This is a genomic window from Streptomyces sp. NPDC101227 (assembly GCF_044767545.1).
Taxonomy (GTDB): Bacteria; Actinomycetota; Actinomycetes; order Streptomycetales; family Streptomycetaceae; genus Streptomyces.
Genome location: NZ_JBIWOD010000005.1, coordinates 117,376 through 137,484 on the forward strand (window position 1 = coordinate 117,376; position 20,109 = coordinate 137,484).

Below are 20,109 nucleotides of genomic sequence, written 5' to 3' on the forward strand. Positions count from 1 at the left end.
GCCGTCCGACAGCGGGGGCAAGAACTCCGGCCGAGGGGCGCCCGGGGGGCACGAGGGGCTCGCCCGGTCCGTCGCGGGTGCCGTGCGAGCGATCGAACGAAAACCATATTTTCCGGGCCGAACTGGGTAGGTTTCTCCTGGTCGTTGAGACGGGTGGAGACGGTTCGACGAGGTGGGGGACCAGTACATGAGCAGTACGTCATCGCCGGATCCGAACGGCGCGGCGGGTGGGGGGCCCGACTCCGAAACGCGGCGGCAGGACCGGCCGCGTCAGCTTCCCAAGGACCGCGAGACCGCGGGCCCGCAGCGCCGCGCAGCCGCGGCGAACACGCCGCCGGCAGCACGCCATTCCGCATCGGACCGCCCCAAGGTGAAGCGGATCGCGCACACGCCGCCCGGCCCCGGGCCGCTGCCCGAGCGCCGCGGCGATGAGCAGCCCGACCCGCACACCTCGTTGACGGAGAAGGTCGACGGGGGCGAGGAGATCACCGTGCCCGGAGGGCGGCAGGAGAGCGGAGAGCGCGACCTCCACGACGAAGAGTGGCGCGCCCATGACCGTCACGGTCCGTACGGCCAGCGACGTCGCCGTCGGAACTGATCGCTTGTCGTCCGGCGCCGCACCGATCGTTGCCGAAGGCCGCACCGAGGATCTGACTGCTTGAGCGTCGTCCGCGGTCCCGGGGCCTCGCGTCTTTTCGGGACCGGCGAGCATCAGACCGCGGGAAGCCGGCGCGTGGTGGCCGTGGGCCGGCGCCGACGCTCAACGGCAGTCGGATGGCAGGAAGTTACGGGGGTTCCCGGCGTACGAGCGGCTTTGCGGTGCGCGGCACCGGGGCGGCGGCTGCGGGGCGTGGTGAGCATCGGGCGGGGGCGGCTCCGGGGCGAGAGGTGCGCTCGGGTGATCACCCGCCGTAGAGTCAAACCGGGGCGAACGTCGGCAGAAGGCCATCTGACCGGAAATCGCCTATGCGAGGTATTGGGCAGCGTCGTCTCGCAGCGTGAGGACCTCCCCCGCGGCGTCCCCTGCCCCTGCGAGACCGACGTGCACCACGATTAACGCGAAGTTGCTCGCGTTAATCTGGATTGGACAATACTTGGCGTGAACCCGCACTGCAATACGGAGGCGCCGTGACCACTGCGCACCAGGCCTCGGGAGAGACCCGTCCCGGGGGTCGTACTGCGCGCACCCGGCAGGTCGTACTGGCCGCCGTCTTCGAGGAGTTGGGTGAGGGCGGCTTCGCCATGCTCACCATGGAAAAGATCGCTCAGGCCTCGGGAATTCACCTTGCGACGCTCTACCGGCGCTGGCGGTCCGTCGAGAGGCTGGTCTGCGATCTGCTGACGGAGCTGAGCGCCGATGTGCCGCTGCCCGACACCGGCACGCTGGAGGGGGACCTGCGGGCGCTGGCCCGCTCGATAGGCGCGTTCTACGGGGACGACCGGATGCGCAGCCTGATAGAGGCGGTGGTGTCGGCCGCGGCGCGCGACCCTCAGGCCGCCACGGCACTGCGGAGTTTCTTCGCGGAGCGGCTGGTGCTGGCCGGCCAGATGGTCAACCGGTCCATCGACCGCGGCGAACTGCCCGCCGATACGGACCCGGAACTGGTGATGGCGGGCCTGGGCGCGCCCTTCTACTACCGGATACTGATCGCCCGGCAACCCGTGGACATGGCCCTGAGCGAATCCGCCGCCACCGCGGTCTGGGCGGCGGCCCGCGCGGGCGCGTACAAGAGGGCGGCCGGCTCCGAGGACACCCAAGCCACCCAAGCCACCCGGGCGACCCCGGAGACCCACGAGACCCTGGTCACGGACGAGCCCCCCGAGACGCAAGACGGCCGGTGACCCCGCCCTCGGGGTCACCGGCCGTCATCGCCTCGGCCGCAAGCCGGCCGAGCCGGCTACTTCTTCCCGAGCAGCTCCGCCATCCAGGCCTCGACCTCGTCCGACCGCCGCGGCAGCCCGTCGGACAGGTTGCGGTTGCCGTCCTCCGTCACCAGGAGGTCGTCCTCGATCCGGACGCCGATGCCGCGGTACTCCTCGGGCACGGTCAGGTCGTCCGCCTGGAAGTACAGACCCGGCTCCACGGTCAGCACCATGCCCGGCTCCAGCGTGCCGTTGACGTACGTCTCGGTGCGCGCCGCGGCGCAGTCGTGGACGTCGAGGCCGAGCATGTGGCCGGTGCCGTGCAGCGTCCAGCGGCGCTGCAGGCCCAGCTCCAGCACGCGCTCGACCGGGCCCTCGACCAGGCCCCACTCGACCAGCTTCTCGGTGAGCACCCGCTGCGCCGCGTCATGGAAGTCGCGGTAGGCCGCGCCCGGCTTGACCGCCGCGATGCCCGCCTCCTGGGCCTCGTAGACCGCGTCGTAGATCTTGCGCTGGAGGTCGGTGTAGCGCCCGTTGATCGGCAGGGTGCGGGTGACGTCGGCGGTGTAGAGGGTGTGCGTCTCCACGCCGGCGTCCAGGAGGAGCAGGTCACCGGAGCGGACCGGGCCGTTGTTGCGGACCCAGTGCAGGGTGGTGGCGTTCGGGCCCGCGGCGCAGATGGAGCCGTAGCCGATGTCACTGCCCTCGACGCGGGCGCGCAGGAAGAACGTGCCCTCGATGTAGCGCTCGCTGGTGGCCTCGGCCTTGTCGAGGACCTTGACGACGTCCTCGAAGCCGCGCACCGTCGAGTCGACGGCCTTCTGCAGCTCGCCGATCTCGAACTCGTCCTTGATCACCCGGGCCTCGGACAGATACACCCGCAGCTCTTCGTCGCGCTCCGCGGTGACCTTGTCGTTCAGCGCGGCCTCGATGGCGGCGTCGTGACCGCGGACGACCCGGACCGGGCCGGTGGCCTCGGCCAGCGTGCCCGTGAGGTCGCGTACGTCCTTGCAGGGGACGCCGAGCAGCGCCTGGGCCTCGGCCAGGCTGTGGCGGCGGCCGACCCACAGCTCGCCCATGCCGTTGAGCCAGAACTCGCCGTTCTCGCGGTTGGAGCGGGGCAGGCGGTAGATCGTCGCCTCATGGCCGTCGGCCGCGTCCTTACCGGGTTCCAGGACCAGCACGTTGCCGTCGGTCTGGTCGCCGGTGAGGTAGACGTACTCCGTCGCGGCGCGGAAGTTGTACTCGGTGTCGTTGGAGCGGATCTTGATGTTGCCGGCCGGGATGACCAGCCGCTCTCCGGGGAAGCGCGCGGACAGCGCGGCGCGGCGGCGGGCGGCGTTCGGGGCCTGCTCGATCGGCCGCAGATCGTGCAGCTCGGTGTCGGCCCAGCCGCTCCTCATGTTCTCCGCGAGCTCATCGGATACGCCCGGGTAAAGGCCGTTCTTGCGCTGCTTGATCGGCTGCTCGTCCTCGTCCGGGGTCTCCGGAGTGAGCTCGTCGGTCACAATGCCTCCTTTTAAGAGTGAACCGCCATCCATCGTATGGGTGGACGGGAATCGGTCCAGGGGGCGGAGGGCGTGACCTACCAGGCACCCGGCGGAGACCCGGGCGGAAACGGGGCGGAGACCGGGCTGAGGCCCGCCGGCAGCCGCTTCGGGGCGCCCCGCGGGCTTACTCCTCGAAGCGCGCCGCCATCAGCACCACATCCTCCTCCGACGCCGGATCGTCCAGCCCGCCCTGCGGCAGCATCGTGCGCACGATGTGATCGACGATCGCCTCCGGATCATGACGGCTCGTCCTCGGGACGCTCGCCGCGGCGGCGTGCAGCCGGGCGAATGCCCGGTCCATGGCCTCTCCGGTGCGATGCAGCAGCCCGTCGCTGTAGAGGAGCAGGGTCTCGCCGGGCGCGAGTTCGATCTCCACGCTCGGCGCTTCCCAGCAGGCGAGCATGCCCAGCGGCGCGGACAGCGTCGTCTCCACGAATTCCGTCCGCAGCTCGCCGACCAGCAGCGGCGGGCAGTGGCCGGCCCCGGCGAGCACCAGCTTGCGGGGGAACGGGTCGTCGAGACCGGGCGGCATCGGGGGCGCGGGGGGTCCGCCCGGTGCGCCGGGCGGCGGCTCGGTGAAGGCGAACAGCGCGGTGGCGCTGCGCGCGGGCTCGGTCAGCCGCAGCAGCAGCTCGAGGTCGGAGAGGACCGCCACCGGGTCCTCGCCCTCCATGACCGCATACGCGCGAAGCGAGGCGCGCAGCCGCCCCATGGCCGCCACCGCGCTCGGTCCGGAGCCGGTGACCGACCCGACGGCCAGGCCCAGCGCGCCGTCGGGCAGCGACAGCGCGTCGTACCAGTCGCCGCCGCCGCGCGGCCCGGTGCTGTGCCGCACCGCGAGCCGTACGCCGGGGACCCTCGGCAGCCGGCTGGGCAGCAGCTCCTCGCGGAGGGTCGCGGTGTCCTGTTTGCTGCGGTGGAGTTCGAGGAGCCGGGCGAGATGTTCGGCGGCGTGCGCGCGGTAGAGGCCGATGAGGTGGCGCTGCCGGTCGGTGGGGACGGCGGGTTCGTCGTAGAGCCAGACCGCGGCGCCGGTTCTGCCGACGGGATCGGCGATGAGCGGTACCGCGTAACTGGCGGCGTAACCGAGGCGGGCCGCGACCTCGCGCAGGCGGGGGTCGAGGTCCTTCTCGCCGGGGATGTCGGGCTCGGAGATCTCCGTACGGGAGTCCGCGCCCTTCTCCGTGCGGGAGTCGTCGGCGGCGCCCGGCTCCGGAAGGCCGTCCAGTATCCGCGCGTACGACAGGGCGCGGCGGGGGATGGTCTCGATGTGTCCGATGTCGGCGTGTCCGAGCCCGAGGCCGATGGTGGTCTCCGGGCCGAGCCCGTCCGATGGCGCGAGCACGACCAGACCGCGGCGCGCGCCGACGAGCGAGGCGCCGGCCCGCAGGAGTTCGTGCAGCGCCTCGTTCAACGTGCGGGTGCGGGCGAGCTGTTCGGTGAGGTCGTGCAGCGTGCTGAGGTCCGAGATCCAGCCGGCGAGCTGGTCCTGAACGGCGGCGATGCGGTCGACGGGGGAGGCGTCCGGGGAGCCGGAACGCGAGCCGTCAGGAGGAACGCCGTGGGGGGAATCGGGGGATTCGGGGGAGTCGTGGGCGGTGTCCGAGGAGGTGTCCGCGGCGGCCTTCGGCGTGAGCGGATCGGCAGTGTGCGCGGGGGCGGGGAGAGCTGGTTCGATTCCAGCCACTTTCGGTACGTGAGGGACAGTCATGGCTGACGGCTCATGTCCGGCCCGCCATAACACCAGGTCAGGCCGCAGTATGTTAGGGAGTGCGGCATTTTGTTGAGTGACGCTGTGCGGTATTTTTGGCCGCTCAATTTCACCAATAGCATCGCAAACCCCCATGTCATGCTGCTCCGCTATCAATGCCTCCACATGTACACGCACCAGCGATGTGATGTCCAGCATTGTCCCGGTGGGGTTTGTGGTGTCAACGAGGTCTGTAGATTGGCCTAAAAATAGCCCCCCTGGCGTCAATTTGAGGTCGACTGACGGCCATCGACAGCGCGTCATATGCACGATGGCGGGTACGTACTCGGAAAGGTGCGGGGCCAGTTGGGCCCGCGCCGGAACCCTCCAGCGAGCGCGGGCGTCTCATACGGCGACGACCGCGACGCACTCCCAAGTGGCGGGATTGCACCACAGAACCGCAAGCGCCATGCGTGCGCCACCCTCCGCCACGTTCCACGCTCGACGTACGGCGTGATGCGCTGCCTTGTACACGCGGTGACAAATGATCCACGTGGCGTGATCGGCCCCGGATCTTCCGGGACCGGGTCGCAGGACCGGGGCGCAATGACCCGGTTCCGGCCGTTTGAACGCCATACGGCGGCAGGCGTGAAGCAGCACGTGAACATGCGTGAAGCAGCAGGTGTGCCGCGGCATGCAGTGCGATGGACATAGCCCTCGGCGTTAACGGAAAGGAACGAGCGCTCATGCGCGAGATCCTCGGAAGGCGACGCAAGCTCCTGTTTCGGCGCGGTGGAAGGTCGGCTGCGCTCGGTGCGGCGCTCCAGTGCGCCACCGAGTGGCGGTGGCCCGTACTCCCGGGTGTCGGCCTGCGGTCCGGTGGCCGCGGCGCCCGCAGGTGCAGCTGTCCCGATCCCGACTGCGTGGTGCCCGGCGCGCACCCCTTCGACCCCGGGCTGCTGGCGGCCACGACCGACGAGCGGATGGTGCGCTGGTGGTGGGCCAACCGCCCCGACGCCCCGGTCGTGCTGGCCACCGGCGGCCGCGCGCCGTGTGCGGTGAGCCTGCCGGCCGTCGCCGGGGCGCGGGCGCTGACGGCCCTGGACCACTTCGGCGTGCGCATCGGCCCGGTGGTGGCCACGCCCACCCGCTGGTCGCTGCTCGTATCGCCCTATGACCTCGCGGAGTTGGGCGAGTTGTTGCACTCCCAGGACTGGGTGCCCAGCTCGCTGCGGTTCCATGGCGAGGGAGGCTATGTGGTGCTTCCGCCTTCGGGGATCGGCGCCGGCAAGGTGCGCTGGGAGCGGCCGCCCGCCTCTCCCAAACTCTCCACGCGCTTCGAGCAGGGGGGACCCCCACCCTCGGCCGGGCCCTGGCTGCCGACCGTGACCACGGTCGTCGACGCCCTGGTGGCAGCGAGCACCGGCACACCGGACGGCGGCAGCCGGCTCGCCTATTAGGCGGCGGCGGGCCCTCCGGCAGGTGGCCGGAAAGAACGCCCGCGCGATTCACCCTTACGGGTGCGAGCGGCGCGGCCGACTACGGGAAACGGGTGTCCGGGAGCGCGGGGACACCCTCGTGGCCCGATAGGTTCGGCGCACCGTCCAGCCGTAGCGGCCGTCGATCGCCTCGGCACCTCAATCGCTCCGCAGGTGGGTCCCATGCAGCGTGCGCCGAAAATCCGCCTGATCTCTCTCGCGGGTACGGCCGTGCTCGCCGTCGTCGTACCGCTGGCCGCCGCGACGGCCGGTCCCGCGGACACCGCCACATGGGTCGATGACGCGCTCACCGGGCCCGGTGCCCGGCCCGCGGCCGATCCCGGGAGCAAGCGGGAGAACGGGCACGGGAGCGGGCCCGATGCCGCGTCCGACAACAAGGCCGGAAAACCCGCCTACAAGGCCGAAAATGGTCGTAGCGGGAGTAACTTCCGCGGGCCTCTGGCCGGCCTCGGCCTCCCTCTCCTCTCCGGCGGCCGCACCTTCCGCTGCGGGCCCGAACTCGCCTCTCCCCGGGGGATCGAAGCGCAGACCTGCGTGCTCGCCGAGAAGGGGCTGACGTGGGCGCGGACGTACTACCGCAATCCCACCGGCGACCCGCTGCGGGCCGTGCTGACGCTGCTGCGGCCGGACGGCCGGAGCGACCAGGTGCACTGCGAGGTGCCGGCGGCGGGCGAGCCGGGGGTGTGTGAGACGCCGAGCGCGGCGACCGTGGGCCGGAAGCGGCAGCGGTACGACGCGGTGGCGGAGGTCTCGGATGCGGCCGGGGCGCGGCTGCTGCTGCGCTCGGGCGCCAACTCGGCGCCGGGCCATGAGCGTTCGGGCCCGCGGCGGAAGAGCTGAGCGCCGTCCTGGGTCCGGACATGGAAGCGCCCGGTCGCTGGCGACGGGGGATGCACCAGCGACCGGGCTTTTAGAACCGTAACAAGAGATCGGCGGTTCGCAAATTCGATCGTGGATTTCCGGACGCCTATTTACTGACGCGTAGGGGCAGTTGTGACGGGTGTCACTCGTGAGGCGTCCGGGGTGCCACGGTCAGCTCAGAGTGATCTGCCGGTTGGTGAGGCCGCCGCGCGCCCGGCGCTCCTCCGGGGTCAGCGGGGCGTCGGAGGCGAGCGCCGCCGTCAGCCGCTCGCCGAATTCCGCGGCCGGTGCGGCGACCTCGTCGGCGCCCATCGAGGTCGGCAGGTCCCAGACCGGGACGACCAGGCCGTGGGCACGGAACGAGCCGACCAGCCGGGTGCCTTCGCCGAGCGAGGACGTGCCCGCGGCGTGCAGCCGGGCCAGCGCGTCCAGCAGCTTCTCCTCGGGGTGCGCGGTGACCCAGCGCAGATGGTTCTTCTCCGGGGCCTCGCACCAGTAGGCGCCCTCCAGGCCGGGGATCCGGGCGGTCGGGATGGCCGCGGCGTTGGCCCGCTCCAGAGAGGCGGCCACCTCGCCGGTGGCGTTCTCGGCGTTCTCCACCCAGAACTCGAAGCCGGTGTGGACGGCCGGCTCGAACGGGGCGTGCGGGTCGAGCAGATCCTGGAGCCGGGGACCGTCGGCGGCGGGCCGTCCGGCGGCGACCGGGCTGCCCGGCTCGGCCTCCAGCGCGCGCTGGAGCGTGTCCGCCAGGTCGCGGCTGATGTCGCCGGAGGCGGTGTCGTTCTGCAGGCCGAGCAGGACCGCGCCGTTGTCGCGGCGCAGCGCGGGCCACGCCATCGGCAGCACGGTCGCCAGCGTCACCGACGGAACCCCCTCGGGCAGCCCGCCCTTGAGCGTCAACTCGACCGTGGCGGCGGGCACCAGCTCACGCAGCGCCACCCAGTCGCACTCGCCGGCCAGGCCCTCGAACGGGCGCTGCACCAGCTCGGTGACGGCATGCGCCGCCTGCCGCCCGTGACACGCTTTGTACCGGCGGCCGGAACCGCACGGGCAGGGCTCGCGGGCGCCGACGACGGGCACCTCCCCGTCCTTGGTCTTCGGTGCTGCGGCCTGGGGCTGGGGGCGGCGCTTCTTGGCCATGGCGGCGGTGTCTCCTGGTCGTTCCTGGGCGTCCGGATGCGCCCGGAGTCATGCAGAGACATGCGCGGACGCGTTTCGGCGCGAGCCTAGAGGAGCGCCACCGAAATTGCGCCGCTTGCGCCGCTGGGGGCGTCGGGTGCCGCGGTCGTTGTGCCGCCGCCGGGGAGTCGTCCCTCGACCGGTACGTCCCTCACCGGCACATCCGTCACCCGTATGTCCCGTACGCGGATGTCCCTCAACGGCCCGCTCCCGCCCCCGTCTCCGGCCGGCCGCGGTTCAGCGTCGGCCGGTTTACGACTCGTCGAAGTCCGCGAAGGTCAGCCCGGGGGGCAGGCCGCCGCCCAGTCCTCCCGTGAGGGACGGCGGCAGATCCACGCGCGTAGCGAACGAATCCTGGAGCGGCAGCACCGCCCAGACCGTCACCTCGCCGTCGGCCGTGTCGCGTACGCCCCAGTCCTTGGCGAGCGACCGGATGATCGCCAGGCCGCGGCCGCCGTGTGCGGTGACCGAGGGAGTGGCCGGAAGCGGTCGGGTCGGCCCGCCGCCGTCCGTGACCGAGACGGTCAGCCGGCCCTCGGCGTCGATGCGCCAGGATGCCCGTACGGACTCCCGCAGCGGACCCCGTGAGGCGCCGTGCGACGCGCCGTTTCCGTAAACCGGTGTGCCGTTCTCGTATATCGGACGTGCATGCCGACACGAATTGCTCAACAGCTCCGAAAGAATAAGAACCGCGTCATCGACGACTGTGTCCTGAACTCCACTTGCCAACAGTTCGTCACGCATGCGCCGCCTGGCCATGCCCACACCCGCTGGACCATGGGGTACGGCCATGATCGACGACGTCGGCACCTCTTGTGCCACCACCAACGCCACCCCCGAGACCTCCTTTGCCCCACGCCACGGGTTGAATGCCCCAATGGACTGGACCGGAAACCGGCCAAGCGGCATACAGTGACGCACTCGACACTCCGGAATACGGGTCGAATGCGCCGGTGCACACCCTGTGAAGGGCTTTAGGCAAGGCCGAGTTGGGTTCGTACCTGTTTGGGACGATTTGTAATCACTGCATCGACGCCCAGGTCGCGGCACAGCTCGACATCCGCCGGTTCATTAACGGTCCATACGTGGACGCGGTGGCCCGCACGATGGGCCCTGGCGACGTACTCCGGGTGTGCGCGCAGGATCCGGATGCCGGGGCCCGCGATGCCGATGCCGGGCGGCAGCCGGCCGTCGCGGAGCCGCGGGGTCAGGAATTGCATGAGGTAGACACCGGGGATGTCCGGCGCGGCGGCCCGTACGCGGTGCAGCGAGCGCGCGGAAAAACTCATCACGCGGACCGACGGCGTCCACGCGCCCGTCGTGGCCGGTTTTGTATGCCCGAACCGGTCGAGCAGCTCGACCAGCCGCTCCTCCACCTGTCCGGCCCAGCGCGTCGGGTGTTTGGTCTCGATGGCCAGCTCGACCCGCCGGTCCGCGTCGGCGACCAGCTCCAGCAGCCGTTCCAGCGTCAGTACGGACGTCCGCTCGGGGTCTTCGTGCTGCCGGTCCGGCGCCTCGTTGGGGTCCAGCGAGTCCGGGCCGTCCGCGCCGGCCTTCCAGGATCCGAAGTCGAGGCTGGCGAGGTCGGCCAGCTCCAGGGCGGAGACCGCGCCCCGCCCGTTGGAGGTGCGGTTCACCCGCCGGTCGTGCACGCACACCAGGTGACCGTCGGCGGTCAGCCGGACATCGCACTCCAGGGCGTCGGCCCCGTCCTCGATCGCCTTGCGGTAGGCGGCCAGCGTGTGCTCCGGAGCGTCCTCGGAGGCGCCCCGGTGGGCGATGACGGAAATGGCCGACGGACTCGAACGGGCGTCCTTGGCGGGGCGTGCAGAGGTCACCGAGTTATCGTGCCACCCGCCACCGCGGGACCGGTCGGGAGGTACGCGGTGGGCAACGCGGCGCACGCGCCTGAAATGCCCGACATAAAGAACGAGGGAAGAGTCACAGCCTCGGCTTACGGTGCCCTGACGCGCCATGGGAAAAGCTGGATGTGGTGCCGTGCTGTTCCGAACGGCGCGCACCGCCGGCAGTCCCGTACGGACCACCCGCCCGTATGGCCCGTACCGGCGGCATCCTTGATGCTGGGTCCTGGACCTCGGGTGCCGCATCCGGCGGCATCCGCATCCCAGGGCGAAGAGGAACCGCCGGACACCGGACCGAGGACCGCCGACCCGGGAAGTCACGGCCCCCTGGGCCGTGGACCGGCACAGTCGTGAAGCTGAGGAGAGATCTGTGAGCACCGAGAACGAGGGAGCCGACGTCCCGTCGGAGGCCACGCCGCCGACCGGGCCGCAGGCGTCGGACAGCGCCCGCGCGTCCGCCTCCGGCGCCCAGACTCCGGACGTCCCGCCCGCGCCGGCCGCGCCCCCCGCGGCGCCCCCGCCGCCGGGATTCGAGCCGGCCGCCGCCGGGGGCCGGCCGGGTGGCAGCCCCTGGGAGCAGTCCCACGCACCCGGCGGACCGGGCCCGTCCCAACCCGAGCAGACCACCCAGATCCCCACGTACGGGACCGCCGGCCACGGCTCGCCCGATGGCGGCTGGGGCTCCTACGGGGGCGGCGGTGGCGGCGCTCCCTGGGGCGCGCCGGGCGACCCGGCCCCCAAGCGGCGTAACGGTGGCGTGATCGCCGCCCTCCTGGTGGCCGCGCTGGTCGCCGGCGGCATCGGCGGCGGCATCGGCTTCTGGGCCGCGGACCGCAATGACACGAGTTCGACGACGGTCTCCGCGTCCGGCAACCCCGAGGCGCTGAACCGCAAGCCCACCTCGGTCTCCGGGATAGCGCAGAAGGCGCTGCCCAGCGTGGTGACCATCGAGGCGCAGGGCGCGACCGGCGAGGGCGGCACCGGCACCGGCTTCGTCTACGACAAGCAGGGCCACATCCTCACCAACAACCACGTCGTCTCCAGCGCGGCCGACGGCGGCAAGCTCACCGCGACGTTCTCCAACGGCAAGAAGTACGACGCCGAGGTCATCGGCCGCGCCCAGGGCTACGACGTCGCCGTGGTCAAGCTCAAGCACGCCGAGGGAGCCCCGCTCAACCCGCTCCCCCTCGGCAAGTCCTCCCACGTCCAGGTAGGCGACGCCACGATCGCGATCGGCGCCCCGTTCGGCCTGTCCGGCACGGTCACCACCGGCATCATCAGCGCCAAGGACCGCCCGGTGGCCTCCAGCGACGGCGCCGGCACCAGCGCCTCGTACATGAGCGCCCTGCAGACGGACGCGTCGATAAACCCCGGTAACTCCGGCGGCCCCCTGATGGACGCCAGCGGCAACGTGATCGGCATCAACTCCGCCATCCAGTCCGCCGGCAACGGCGGCGGCATGGGCGGCGAATCGCAGCAGTCCGGCAGCATCGGCCTGGGCTTCGCCATCCCCATCGACCAGGCCAAGCGGGTGGCGCAGGACCTGATCAGGACCGGCCGGCCCATCTACCCCCAGATAGGCGTCCAGGTCGGCATGAAGGACACCGGCGACGGCGCCACCATCGCCCAGACCGGAAACAACGGCTCCGACTCGGTCACCCCGAACGGCCCCGCCGACAAGGCCGGCCTGCGGCCCGGCGACACCATCACCAAACTCGACAACACCGTGATCGACAGCGGCCCCACCCTGATCAGCGAGATCTGGCAGCACAAGCCCGGCGACCAGGTCACCCTCACCTACCTGCGCGGCGGCAAGGAGCACACGGCCCAAGTCACCCTGGGCCAGCGCACGGGCGACAAGTGACGCGCTAGTCTGATCCCGCGACACCGCACACCGGTGCCGCGGGGAGGCTTGCCCGAGCGGCCTAAGGGAACAGTCTTGAAAACTGTCGTGGCGGCGACGTCACCGTGGGTTCAAATCCCACAGCCTCCGCCGAGGTCAGCGACTTAGCTGGTCAGAAGGGGTGTCCCCGGTTGTGGGGGCACCCCTTCTGCATGCGCTCTGTCTCACCCCGATTCGCCCGTATCCCGCTTCTGACCAGGACGTACGGGCCAGGTGCGGGCCAGGAACCGCGGCTTGGTCACTCCCGCCCCTCCTCCGGTCGTTCCCGCGAACCGTCCAGCTCTTGATCAATGAGCTGGTTGGCCCGCGCCTGCATGCCGCGCAGCAATTTCGCGTAGAAGCGATACAGAACGGCGATGCTGTGTCCGGCGCGATGGGCTACCTCGACGGGATCGACACCGGCTCTGATCCAGAGGGAGACGCCCGCATGGCGGAGGGAGTACGGGACGTCGGCGAGCGGAGTCTTGGCCTCGCCCTCGGTCAGGGCGGCTTTCCGGGCTGCGTCCCAGATATCGCAGTACTCGGTGGACCGCACGCGGCCTCCTTGGGCGGCACGGAAGAGCCGGCCGTCGGCCGCCGTTCCGTATCGCTCCTCGTGTGCTCGCAGCATGTTCACGAGCACAGGGGGGATCGGCACAGTCCTGGTAGCGCTGCGGGCACGGCGCTTCAGGCCCCGTACCTCGTACGACTTGCCGTCATCGGTCCACCCCGAGCCAACCTCTGGCCGACTGCCCTCCAGGATCAGTTCGCCCCAGCCGACCTCCGGCAAGGAGCAGTCAGAGAGCTTGAGCGCAGCGATTTCGGAAGGGCGCATGGCCGCGTAGTAAATGCAGCCGAAGAACGCCTCCAGGTGTTCGCCCCGCGACGAATACGTCCCCACAGCCTTGATCAGCGCACGCGCCTGATCAGGCGCCGGGACGTACCGGAAGTCGACTTCGTCCTCCGTTTGCGGAGCGACCCAATCGACGCGCGGCAAGGGGTTCGCCGACAGGGCTCCCCTCTCAACAGCGAAGCGCATCGCGTTGCTCAAGACCATGCGCTTGCGGTGGATCGTCGTCTCGGCCGCCGTCCTACCGTCGAGCCTGAGCGACAGCGCGTCGAGCGCCTTCCGTAGCTGCTCGGGCTTAGCCGCATCGGAGATTTTCAACGAGTGCTTCGCGATCCACGCCAGAGCCATGACGACGTCTGTCGGGGGAGCCTCCGCTGCGTTCCGGCTGACCAACTCGCCGTCGGGTGTCCGGACCGCCCGGAACGCCCACGAGTGCAGAGCGTGCCGCATCAGCTTCGGGTCAGGAACCCCACGGGTAGTGGAGACGAGCGCCGGCGTGACGACGGCGAGTGACTCAGCGATGTTCGCCCGCTGCTTCGCTGCTGACTGCGGCCACTTCATGAGGGTGTACTCGATGGCGTGCTCGTACCAGGTCGGGCAGTTGAGAGCTTCCAGCTCCCCCAACGGCAATCCCGTGTCCTCATCGAACTGCTCGCGTTTCCGGAGGGCTGTCAGCAACTCCGAGCGGCGGCCGTCAGCTTGGGTCGAGGTCTTGTAACTCTTGGAGTGGGCGCGTGAACCAACGCGCCACCGAAGCTCAAACGGCTTCCGGCGGTTCTTGCGGGAACGGATGGACCAGAATTCGACGTCGTAGGTCAGCACGGTGCTCCATGGAGGCATGAAGAAGGGGCCAGCCGATGGCTGGCCCCTTCGAAGGTGTCAGGAGATCAGGCGGCGGAGCGCTCGCATTCGGTCCACCAGGCGTCGAGGTCGGCACGGCGGACACGGAGTTGGCCGTTGGGCAGCTTGATGATCTTGGGTGCTTTTCCGCGGGCCCGCATCCGGTAGAAGGCGGCGCGACTCATGTCGAGCTCTTCGAGTACTTCGGGGAGCTTGAGCATCTTCGGGCTAGGCACAGCGATTTCTCCTTTGTCTGCCTTCGGTTCTTGGGGGTAGGGCGAACGCTGCTGCTGCTGCCACGCGTCGCGCCTGTCCGAGGTTCGGATTTCTGCGTCATTGCGTCATCAGCGTCATTCGGGCTTCTGACCTGGTGTTTTGTGTGACGCAGTGGTTTGGGGGTGCGTCATCGGCGCGTCATGGCTTGCGTCATCCGGTGACGCAGATGACGCAGGATGACGCAGCGCCCGTCGTCTGCGTCATGGCCGTAGCCGCAGGTCAGGGGCCGTTTCCGTGCCTGCATGACGCAGATGACGCAGCGTCTTCCCCTTTAGGACAAAAGAGGGGGTGTCTGTTGTGGTGCGGTGTCGCTTCAAGCGTGAAGAAGGAGCCGCCGCCGGCGGCGCGACCATCGGGCGGCGTTCCGCCGAACAGCAAGAGGAGCACGCCTGGGCGGTGGTGCTCCTCTTGCTTGTCCGGCCGATCGCCGGCGCGGATCAGAACATCCGCTTCGGCTCGTGCGGCGGCGGGGCCTGCAGGCGGGTCATTTCGAGGTAGCGGCCCTCGCTGGTGCGGCCCGAGTCGATGAGGACACCGCGGGCGGCAAGGGTCGGCTGGAGGCGCTTGAGCCGGTCGGAGAGGACCTTGCCCGTGGTCGGCCAGCCCTTGGGCAAGGGGCACAGACCGTCGCCGCTGTAGAGGTGATTGAGGCAGTGCAGCCACTCGGTGGAGGTCATCCGCTGCTCTCCCCCCGCCTCAAGGCTGTCGGCGTGCCTGAGGACGGTCTGCGCGAGCAAGTCACCCTCGATCACGTCGTCGTTGAGATCATCCAGGCTCCTCCGGTAAGCGGAGAGCGCGCCCAGGCCGGTCGCTGCGTCAAGCTGCGCGCACAGGTGCGCGAAGTCCGCCATCCGCAGATCGGTCGGGGTCTCCGCCTCAGCCGCACGGACCTTGACGGTGAGATCGAGCAAGGACCCGAGAACGACCGGCAGAACCTCTGCGTACTCCGCCCATAGCTCCGCCTCAGTGCGCCGAACCTTGGGCCGTTCCAGCCGCAGGGGCAGGAGCCGCTCCGCGAGGTCGGGCCGGATGACGCCCACATCGATGCCGGTCAGCAGCACGGGGCGGCGGTAGCGGGCGCGGACCACGTCCCCGTCGGTGTACAGGGCACGCTTGACGTTCTCAGCTCCCGTGACGATGCAGCACATCGCGTCCGACAGGTCCGGGGTCATGTAGGAGAGGTTGTCCAGGGCCGTGACCCATCCGGCCGCCACGGCCGCAATCAGGTTCTCCTCATCCTTCGGGGCCCGCCGCAGGTCGCCACTCATACCCTCGATGATCCGCACGAGCATCCGCCCGCCGGTGGACTTGCCGGCCCCCTGGGGGCCGGTGAGAAATGGGGCGGGCACGGGCACGGACGGGCCAAGGCAGCCGATCAGCCAGGCGATGGCCAGGCACTCGGTCTCCGCGCTCGCGAAGTTGCACAGCCTCAGCAGCAGATCGATGCCCTTGCCGTCGGTGTCCTTGGCCGGCAGGGGCAGTTCCCCGGTGAGCTGGGTGCGTCGCCAGCACACCTCCTGCGGGTCGGGGGTGAGGATGTCCCAGCCGGTGGGGTGGATACGGACCGACTGCCCGTCGCTGCGGCCCAAGTCCAGCCAGGTCGCCCCGTCGAACCCAGGCGCGACACGGATGTGGACGGGCTGTACGTCCTCGGTCAGTGCGAGTGCTTCGATCAAGTCCAACGCCTCCTTGAGCGCGGTTCCGTTGAACACGCCGTATCCGTCGCGGAAGAGACCGACCATGAGTTCCTGGCGGTGGCTGCCCGTGGTGCCCTGGGAGCGGATGGGGCGGGCCACGGGGTGGCCGTTCTTCTGCGCGTAGACGGTTCCGTCGGCGGTGCGGAAGTACCGGAAGTGCTCTTGCGCGTAGTCGGTGATGATTTCGCGGGCCGGGGTCTTCTCGTCCTCGGACATCGCTCACATCCCCAGAGCACTGCGCGCGTTGGTCCACGCGTCCGTGCAGTGCCGGGGCGACTCGCCCTTGGTCTGGGCGGCGGCGAACAACCGCGCGACGTGGGTGTCGGCCAGGCAGCCGCACCGGCCGTGGGCGGACAGCACGGCGAGGAACGTGCGGTAGACGGCCGCGTGCACGCCGCTGGTGGCCTCGGTGATGCGCTGCTCGGCCATGGCGATGCCGCGCTCCAGGTAGGCGGGCGTGCGGTGGGGGCACTGCCCGCCCCCGGCAGGCACAGGCACGCTGACGGTCCAGACCGGCGACGGCTCCTTGACGATCAGGGCGCGCACGGCGTCCGGCAGGGTGGTCATGGTGCCGGTTCCGGGGCCGAGCCACCGGGCGTAGGCCATGAGGCTCTTGATGTCCACGCCCGGCCGCACGCCGTTCGCCGAACGCATCGTTCCCCAGTAGATCCAGTGCTCCCCGCGGGTGGTGGCCACGGTTCGAGTCGGCGGCAGCGCGGCGCGGGCCCAGGCGACGGCCGCGTCGTCGTCGAGGTCTACGACGGTGAGGCCGGCGCCGCCGGGGTGGTAGGCGAGGGCGGCGGCGGCACGCCAGGCAGGGAGCCAGGCTGTGGAGGTGATGACGCCGGGGTCGGTGCTGGCGGCGGCCCAGCCGTGGCACGGACGCGGACACCGGCACGGCCCGGCGGCAAGCATGTGCGGACGATCCCCGCAGGCGCTCTTAGTGCAGTTACCGCAGTTGGCGACGGGCCTTTTGCCCCGGCTCAGGGGCAGAACCGGCGTGCCAATGGCCGCTACGGCCAGGGCTACTCGCCGAATGTCAGTGGATTGGGTCATGCTGGTTGTCTCCTCTTCATGCTGGAGCTGGAGACCAGGGCGGGCCGCTTCTCGCCAAAGAACCGCGGCTCGCCCTAGCCGTTGCTACTCGCAGTCGCAGTCGTGGGGGTGTTGCTGGCAGCAGGGGCAGCGGGGGCAGTCGCACCCGCAGGGGTGCCAGGCGCCGATGCAGTAGCACTGGCAATGGCCCTCGCCACAGGCGATCTCGTCGTCCTCGTACATGGGGGCTCCTCAGTGGTCGCTGATGGCGTGAGCGATGGCGGTGGTGAGGTCGTTGATGGTGTGGCGGGCGTCGGTGTTGGCGAGGTAGAAGCCGAAGAGGACGGCGATGGCGGCAGCGCCGAGGCCGAGGGACTTGTAGCGGATGAGCAGGGCGAGCAGGACGCCGAGGATGACGACGACGGAGAGGGTTATTGCCACGGCAGGGTCTCCTTGCGGCTGGTGGTGTGGGTGCGGGTGCCGTCGGTGTGGATGCGGCGGGTGTGGTTGTGCAGGCGGCGGCCGAGGCGCAGGCGCTTGCCGTGGCCGTGGCAGCGGCGGCAGACCTTGCCTGCCTTGGGCTTGCCGTTGCGGCGGTAGCGGACGCGGTGGCCGAACCCGTCGCAGCGGCGGCAGGTGCCGAACGGCTGGACTATGCACAACAGTGTGTAACCGGCGAGTGCGGCGATCAGCGGGAAGAAGCTATCGGCGAGCATGCGGGGTCAACTCCCGTTCCAGGGATGGTTTTCGGGGTTGGGCGAGGCCAGACGCTAGACGCTAGGTGCCTGATCACAGGCCCTTTGAGGCGCTAGCGGGGGTGCTAGACCTAGCAGCGACCGCTGCTAGGTCTAGCGCTGGTTTTCGGGTCAGGCGGCGGCCCGATCGGCGTCACGGCGGGTAATCGCGGCGGTGATGTCGGCCCGCTCGACGCCGCGGCGGTTCTTGCCCTCACCGTCGTCACTCTGGCCCCAGACCTGCTTGGGCGTGATGCCCCAGGGCTTCAGCGCGGCGGTGACGTTCTCGCCCTTCCATCCCTCGTACGTCTCCGGCCGGAGGTCGACGAGGCGGGCGGCGATGCGTTCGCACCACACGGCCTTCTCGTCGGCCGCGATGACGGCGAGGACGTCGGCGAGGATGTCGGCGCCGGCGGTCTTGGCCGGGCTCTGGCCGATGGCGTGGCCGGTGACGTTGCCGTACTCCTCGCGCATCTTGCGGGCCCGCGCCACCACGGTTTCGGCGGCGACGGCGTCCACGTAGGCGCTGGCGACGATGCGGGGGTCGTCTCCCTCGCCGGACATCCAGCAGATGCCCTTGTCATCGCGGGAGAACATCGTGGCCCGGTACCCGGCCTTGTACATGCTGGTGCCCAGCACCATGTCGTTGGCGGGCTGACCCATCACCTTCAGGCAGAACCGCAGCACCGCGTTCGCGGAGATGCCGGTGGGCAGGGACTTTGCGTCGGGGCGCTGGGTGCCGAACATGGCCACCATGCCCAGTGCCGGCCCACGCTTGGTGATGTCGACGCAGATCGCTTCGATCTCGGCGCCGTACTTCTCGTGCTCGAAGGGGACCTGGCACTCATCGGACCCGATCACGATCGGGTGCAGGCCCAGCTTCTTGTCACTGGCCAGCTCCGGGGTCACCTTCGACTCCGGGCACCGCGAACGCGGCAGGGACTTAATCACCTTCGCCCGGCGCCGCAGCTCCTCCTTCAGCTCCCGCAGCGCCTGGACGACGTATTCGATGTCCGCGTCCTCCTCCCCGGCCCGGTAGCGGTGGCACACCGGCTCCAGGGGCCCGAAGTCGCCGGTGCCCTTGAAGTCGAACGCGTGGATCTCGGCCCGCGGGTCGAGGGCGGCGATGAGCAGGAGCAGCCGCATCAGGAACGTCTTGCCCATACGGGGGATGGAGCCGACCACGACCGAGGCGAACATCAGCGTCACGGCCTCGTCGCGCATGCGCTGGTCGTTGCCGAAGACGACCGGCTTGAACAGGTCCACCTGCCCGGACTTCAGCAGCGGCCAGGCCGGCTTGGTGGTCTCGTTCATCGGCTTGTCCCCCACCCACAGCACCAGGCGCCCTTCATGCTCGGTGGGGTCCGGGGCCGGCCACACGCAGCCGACCTTGCGCCGCAGGCCCGAAGCGAGCGGCTCGCGCTCCTTCATCACGTCATCGGGCGTGACGCCGTAGGGCAGGTCGAGATCGGCGCGGTAGCCGGGCCCGTCCCGGACGATCTCCGAGGTGAAGCGCATGCCGTTCATGTCGCCGCCCTTCTTGATGGCGGCGGTGATCTGCTTGTTGCCGATCGAGTCCAGGCCCCGCAGGACGATGGAGCCGGTCAGCTTTTGCACCTCGGTCTTGAGCACCGCGGGGCCCACGACCGGGGCGTCGGGCTGCTGGCCGGCCATGCCCAGCAGCAGCACCCCGCCCGCCCCGAAGGCGTACAGCAGGGCGGGGGCCATGACGTAGAGCCACAGGGCGAACCCGGTGCCGAAGACCAGGGCGACGAGGGTGACCAGGCCCCGCAGGCGCACCCGTCCGGCCCGCAGCCGGGCCAGGCGCATGTACTCCTGGACATCCTGCTGCTGCACCGCGAATGCCCGCAGCGGGGCCGCCTCGCGGTCCCACATCCACCGGTTGGTGGAGGCGATGAAGCGGCACGTGCCGCGCGGAGCCATGAAGGCCAGGCGGCCCGCGTACACGGGAAGGCGGGCGCCGTGGAAGAGGGCGGCGTAGCCGAGGTTGGCGCCGGCGTGGCGGGCGGTGGCGACGAAGTCACGGCGATTGGTCAGCCACCCGGCCAGGATCGGCTTGCGCTTCTCACTGACCACACCCGGCTTGGGGAGCTTGGGGTTGTCCACGGCGGCCGGTACGGCCGGGGCGTCATCGTCGGGGATGTCCGGTACTGCGTGCAGTGTTGCGGTCGTGGTGACGGTGTCCGTCATGCTGGTGTCTCCTGTTCCGTGAAGCGGGGCAGGGGCCCGGGGCGGCCGGTTTCGCCTGGCAGCTGACGGCCGCCCCGGGG

General features: G+C 70.3%; 18 protein-coding genes and 1 tRNA gene. 6 read left to right on the forward strand and 13 right to left on the reverse strand.

Annotated elements, in window-relative coordinates:
- Window positions 1–187: 187 nt before the first annotated feature.
- Entirely contained in the window at window positions 188–598 is a 411-nt protein-coding gene (locus tag ACIRPT_RS12900) for a hypothetical protein (RefSeq protein ID WP_403826141.1), read from the forward strand.
- 530 nt (window positions 599–1,128) lie between these two features.
- Window positions 1,129–1,842 (forward strand): TetR/AcrR family transcriptional regulator, encoded by a 714-nt coding sequence (locus ACIRPT_RS12905; protein ID WP_403826144.1) that lies wholly within the window; start codon window positions 1,129–1,131, stop codon window positions 1,840–1,842.
- A gap of 56 nt (window positions 1,843–1,898) precedes the next feature.
- Here the strand turns inward: ACIRPT_RS12905 and ACIRPT_RS12910 are convergent, their stop codons facing one another.
- Together ACIRPT_RS12910 and ACIRPT_RS12915 are read right to left on the reverse strand one after the other, a co-directional pair.
- Window positions 1,899–3,371, reverse strand: a complete 1,473-nt coding sequence (locus ACIRPT_RS12910) for an aminopeptidase P family protein (protein WP_403826147.1) — start codon at window positions 3,369–3,371, stop codon at window positions 1,899–1,901.
- A 166-nt stretch (window positions 3,372–3,537) separates the two neighbouring features.
- A complete protein-coding gene (locus ACIRPT_RS12915) occupies window positions 3,538–5,322 on the reverse strand; it encodes a PP2C family protein-serine/threonine phosphatase (RefSeq protein WP_403826150.1) in 1,785 nt (594 codons plus the stop codon).
- A 527-nt stretch (window positions 5,323–5,849) separates the two neighbouring features.
- On the opposite strand from ACIRPT_RS12915, the gene ACIRPT_RS12920 reads away from it, so the two are divergent.
- On the forward strand, window positions 5,850–6,563 hold the full coding sequence (locus ACIRPT_RS12920; RefSeq protein WP_403826153.1) for a bifunctional DNA primase/polymerase: 714 nt from the start codon (window positions 5,850–5,852) through the stop codon (window positions 6,561–6,563).
- Window positions 6,564–6,764: 201 nt separating this feature from the next.
- Entirely contained in the window at window positions 6,765–7,442 is a 678-nt protein-coding gene (locus tag ACIRPT_RS12925) for a hypothetical protein (protein ID WP_403826156.1), read from the forward strand.
- Window positions 7,443–7,634: 192 nt separating this feature from the next.
- Here the strand turns inward: ACIRPT_RS12925 and ACIRPT_RS12930 are convergent, their stop codons facing one another.
- The 3 genes from ACIRPT_RS12930 to ACIRPT_RS12940 form a co-directional block, all read right to left on the reverse strand.
- Window positions 7,635–8,603, reverse strand: a complete 969-nt coding sequence (locus ACIRPT_RS12930) for a DUF5926 family protein (protein ID WP_403826158.1) — start codon at window positions 8,601–8,603, stop codon at window positions 7,635–7,637.
- Window positions 8,604–8,894: 291 nt separating this feature from the next.
- Window positions 8,895–9,563: an ATP-binding protein gene (locus ACIRPT_RS12935; protein ID WP_403499552.1), complete on the reverse strand. Its 669-nt coding sequence runs from the start codon at window positions 9,561–9,563 to the stop codon at window positions 8,895–8,897.
- 53 nt (window positions 9,564–9,616) lie between these two features.
- Entirely contained in the window at window positions 9,617–10,480 is an 864-nt protein-coding gene (locus ACIRPT_RS12940) for a glycerophosphodiester phosphodiesterase (RefSeq protein WP_403826161.1), read from the reverse strand.
- A gap of 394 nt (window positions 10,481–10,874) precedes the next feature.
- Here ACIRPT_RS12940 and ACIRPT_RS12945 point away from each other — a divergent pair, with 394 nt between their 5' ends.
- Entirely contained in the window at window positions 10,875–12,368 is a 1,494-nt protein-coding gene (locus ACIRPT_RS12945; protein ID WP_403826164.1) for a S1C family serine protease, read from the forward strand.
- A 42-nt stretch (window positions 12,369–12,410) separates the two neighbouring features.
- A tRNA-Ser gene (locus ACIRPT_RS12950) sits at window positions 12,411–12,497 on the forward strand.
- A 148-nt stretch (window positions 12,498–12,645) separates the two neighbouring features.
- Here ACIRPT_RS12950 and ACIRPT_RS12955 read toward each other — a convergent pair.
- The 8 genes from ACIRPT_RS12955 to ACIRPT_RS12990 form a co-directional block, all read right to left on the reverse strand.
- On the reverse strand, window positions 12,646–14,058 hold the full coding sequence (locus ACIRPT_RS12955; protein ID WP_403826167.1) for a tyrosine-type recombinase/integrase: 1,413 nt from the start codon (window positions 14,056–14,058) through the stop codon (window positions 12,646–12,648).
- A 65-nt stretch (window positions 14,059–14,123) separates the two neighbouring features.
- Complete coding sequence (locus ACIRPT_RS12960) at window positions 14,124–14,312, reverse strand: helix-turn-helix transcriptional regulator (RefSeq protein ID WP_403826170.1); 189 nt, start codon at window positions 14,310–14,312, stop codon at window positions 14,124–14,126.
- Between the two features lie 477 nt (window positions 14,313–14,789).
- Complete coding sequence (locus ACIRPT_RS12965) at window positions 14,790–16,265, reverse strand: ATP-binding protein (RefSeq protein ID WP_403826173.1); 1,476 nt, start codon at window positions 16,263–16,265, stop codon at window positions 14,790–14,792.
- A 3-nt stretch (window positions 16,266–16,268) separates the two neighbouring features.
- Window positions 16,269–17,105, reverse strand: coding sequence for a bifunctional DNA primase/polymerase (locus ACIRPT_RS12970; protein WP_403826176.1), 837 nt, complete (start codon window positions 17,103–17,105; stop codon window positions 16,269–16,271).
- 84 nt (window positions 17,106–17,189) lie between these two features.
- On the reverse strand, window positions 17,190–17,327 hold the full coding sequence (locus tag ACIRPT_RS12975) for a hypothetical protein (protein ID WP_403826179.1): 138 nt from the start codon (window positions 17,325–17,327) through the stop codon (window positions 17,190–17,192).
- A 9-nt stretch (window positions 17,328–17,336) separates the two neighbouring features.
- The gene (locus ACIRPT_RS12980) at window positions 17,337–17,525 is read right to left on the reverse strand and encodes a hypothetical protein (protein ID WP_403826182.1); all 189 of its coding nucleotides are present in this window, start codon (window positions 17,523–17,525) and stop codon (window positions 17,337–17,339) included.
- A complete protein-coding gene (locus ACIRPT_RS12985) occupies window positions 17,516–17,800 on the reverse strand; it encodes a hypothetical protein (RefSeq protein ID WP_403826185.1) in 285 nt (94 codons plus the stop codon). Before ACIRPT_RS12985 ends, ACIRPT_RS12980 begins: the two co-directional genes overlap by 10 nt.
- A gap of 150 nt (window positions 17,801–17,950) precedes the next feature.
- Window positions 17,951–20,029: a cell division protein FtsK gene (locus ACIRPT_RS12990; protein ID WP_403826188.1), complete on the reverse strand. Its 2,079-nt coding sequence runs from the start codon at window positions 20,027–20,029 to the stop codon at window positions 17,951–17,953.
- Between the last annotated feature and the right edge of the window lie 80 nt (window positions 20,030–20,109).